Source organism: Pseudomonas sp. P5_A2_2 (assembly GCF_054177685.1).
Genome location: NZ_JBGCUL010000571.1, coordinates 1 through 2,976, shown reverse-complemented (window position 1 = coordinate 2,976; position 2,976 = coordinate 1). Strand labels below are relative to the sequence as shown.

Sequence of the window (2,976 nt, the reverse complement as noted above, 5' to 3'; positions counted from 1 at the left end):
CCCTGATCCGTTTCCGCCGCATGCAGGGCCGTAACACCCTGTGGCAGCCGGGTACCGACCACGCCGGTATCGCCACGCAGATGCTGGTAGAGCGTCAGCTCGAAGCCAAGGGCCAGAGCCGCCATGACCTGGGCCGCGAGAAATTCCTCGAGAAAGTCTGGGAGTGGAAGGATGAGTCCGGCGGCAATATCAGCCGTCAGATCCGTCGCCTCGGTTCGTCCGTAGATTGGAGCCGCGAGCGCTTCACCATGGACGACGGCCTCTCGGAAGCCGTTAAAGAAGCTTTCGTTCGCCTGCACGAAGATGGCCTGATCTACCGCGGCAAGCGCCTGGTCAACTGGGACACCAAGCTGCACACGGCGATTTCCGACCTGGAAGTTGAGAACCATGACGAGAAAGGTTTCCTGTGGAACCTGAAATACCCGCTGGCCGACGGCGCCAGGACCGCTGAAGGCAACGACTTCCTGATCGTCGCGACCACTCGCCCGGAAACCATGCTCGGCGACTCCGCCGTGGCCGTTAACCCGAACGATGAACGCTACAAAGCCCTGATCGGCAAATTTGTCGAGCTGCCGCTGGTTGGCCGCCGCATCCCGATCGTCGCCGACGATTACTGCGACCCTGAATTCGGCACCGGCTGCGTGAAAATCACCCCGGCCCACGACTTCAACGACTATGAAGTCGGCAAGCGTCACAACCTGCCGCTGCTGAACATCTTCGACAAAAACGCAGCCGTCCTGCCGGCTTGCCAGGTGTTCAACCTCGACGGCACGCTGAACGAAACCATCGACGGCAAGATCCCGGCTGAATACGCCGGCCTCGACCGCTTCGAAGCCCGCAAGCAGATCGTGGCCGCGTTCGACGCTGCCGGTCTGTTGGTCAGTGTTGACGATCACGCCCTGAAAGTACCGAAAGGCGACCGCTCCGGCACCGTCATCGAGCCATGGCTGACCGACCAGTGGTATGTGTCCACCAAGCCTTTGGCCGAGCCTGCGATTGCCGCCGTTGAAGACGGTCGCATCCAGTTCGTGCCGAAACAGTACGAAAACATGTACTTCTCGTGGATGCGCGACATCCAGGACTGGTGCATCAGTCGTCAGCTGTGGTGGGGCCACCGGATTCCGGCCTGGTACGACGAGTCGGGCAAAGTCTACGTCGGTCGCGACGAAGCCGAAGTGCGTGCCAAGCACAACCTCGGCCCGGACGTTGCGCTGCAACAGGACAACGACGTTCTCGACACCTGGTTCAGCTCGGGCCTGTGGACGTTCTCCACCCTCGGCTGGCCGGAAAAAACCGAGTTCCTGAAGAAATTCCACTCCACCGACGTCCTGGTGACTGGCTTCGACATCATTTTCTTCTGGGTTGCCCGGATGATCATGCTCACCATGCATTTGGTGAAAAACGAAGACGGCACGCCGCAGGTTCCGTTCAAGACTGTGTACGTGCATGGCCTGGTGCGTGACGGCCAGGGCCAGAAGATGTCCAAGTCCAAGGGCAACGTCCTGGACCCGCTGGACATCATCGACGGCATCGAGCTGGAAGCACTGGTGCAGAAACGCACCTCTGGCATGATGCAGCCGAAACTGGCGAAGAAGATCGAGAAGCAGACCCGCGACGAGTTCGCCGAAGGCATCGCCAGCTACGGCACCGACGCCCTGCGCTTCACCTTCTGCTCGCTGGCATCCACCGGCCGTGACATCAAGTTCGACATGGGCCGCGTCGAAGGCTATCGCAACTTCTGCAACAAGATCTGGAACGCGGCGCGCTACGTGCTGGACAAGGGCGAAGACTGTGGCCAGAACGGCGAAGCCTACGAACTGTCGCTGGCCGATCGCTGGATCATTTCGCAGCTGCAACGCACCGAAGCCGAAGTGACCCGCCAGCTCGATCAGTTCCGTTTCGACCTGGCGGCACAAGCCTTGTACGAGTTCATCTGGAACCAGTATTGCGACTGGTACCTGGAGCTGTCCAAGCCGGTGCTGTGGGACGAAAACGCGCCGGTCGAACGCCAGCGCGGCACCCGTCGCACCCTGGTGCGTGTACTGGAAGTCGCCCTGCGTCTGGCGCATCCGTTCATGCCGTTCATCACCGAAGAAATCTGGCAGCGCATCGCGCCGCTGGCCAGTATCGAAGGCAAGACGATCATGCTGCAACCTTGGCCAGTGGCCAACGAAACACGCATCGATCAGGCGGCCGAAGATGACATCGAATGGCTCAAGGGCCTGATGCTCGGAACCCGTAACATCCGTGGCGAAATGAACATCGGCCCGGGCAAACCGCTGCCGCTGTTCCTGAAGAACGTAAGCGCCGAGGATCAGCGTCGTCTGACCGAGAACGAAGCCCTGCTGAAGAAGCTGGCGCGCCTCGAATCGATCACCGTACTGGCTGCCGGCGACGAAGCTCCGCTGTCCGCCACCGCGCTGGTCGGCGAGATGGAGGTGCTGGTGCCAATGGCTGGCCTGATCGACAAAGGTGCGGAACTGGCGCGTCTGGACAAGGAAATCCAGCGTTTGCAGGGTGAAGTGCAACGTGTCGGCGGCAAGCTGTCCAATGCCGGTTTCGTTGACAAGGCGCCAGCCGAAGTCATCGACAAAGAACGCGCCAAACTGGCCGAGGCCGAACAGGCCCTGGGCAAGCTGGCCGAGCAGCATGCGCGGATTGCCAGTTTGTAACGGCAGATCGCAATGAAAGAGGGAGGCCTGCAATGGTCTCCCTTTTTTGTGCCTGCCATGTTTTCACAACTCAGGAAGATCCCACAGGGTTATGTGCTGATTACCACAATTGGGTTCACATCGGCCGGATGTGGGACAATGCCCGCCACTTTCAGCCATACCCGAATCGACCACACCCATGACCGCCCCCCGCTCCCCCAAGCCTGCGCGCCAAAAACCTGCTCCGAAGACTCCGGCCACGGCCGTCGCCCCGAAGGAAAAGGCCAGCCTGCACCCGCGCAATCGCCATCAGGGTCGCTACGAC

Annotated in this window: 1 protein-coding gene and 1 pseudogene; both read left to right on the top strand. The window is 60.8% G+C overall.

Annotated elements, in window-relative coordinates; all coding sequences use genetic code 11:
* Window positions 1–2,672: valine--tRNA ligase (locus ACXRVY_RS22455; protein ID WP_458238270.1), on the top strand; the 2,672-nt coding region annotated here is incomplete at its 5' end.
* A gap of 178 nt (window positions 2,673–2,850) precedes the next feature.
* Window positions 2,851–2,976 (top strand): annotated as a pseudogene (locus ACXRVY_RS22450) (23S rRNA (adenine(1618)-N(6))-methyltransferase RlmF); the annotation flags it as partial.